The following is a 277-nucleotide window of genomic DNA, read 5'->3' on the forward strand; positions in this document are numbered from 1 at the left end:
TTCGCATGATATTTGGGCACTTGGAAGCGCTTGAACAGCACCGCCATACTGTGGAGGACGCTATTACGAAAGAGATCACAAAGCACGAAGAGGCATTGAGCCTCCTGTGCTCCATACCGGGCATTGATGTAACTGCGGCAGCAGCCATTATCGCGGAGATTGGTACCGATATGAGTGCCTTTCCGGATTCCCAGCATATATGCTCCTGGGCCGGTTTGAGTCCCGGTAACAACGAGAGTGCCGGAAAACGCAAGAGTGCTCATATTAACAAAGGTAA

At 50.9% G+C, this 277-nt stretch carries 1 protein-coding gene; it reads left to right on the forward strand.

What is annotated here, in order from left to right:
• Positions 1-20: 20 nt before the first annotated feature.
• A partial coding sequence (locus tag H7U37_RS15410; RefSeq protein ID WP_420875811.1) for a transposase occupies positions 21-277 on the forward strand: 257 nt, incomplete at its 3' end.

The organism is Pseudoflavonifractor phocaeensis (assembly GCF_016901735.1).
Classification (GTDB): Bacteria; Bacillota; Clostridia; order Oscillospirales; family Oscillospiraceae; genus Pseudoflavonifractor_A.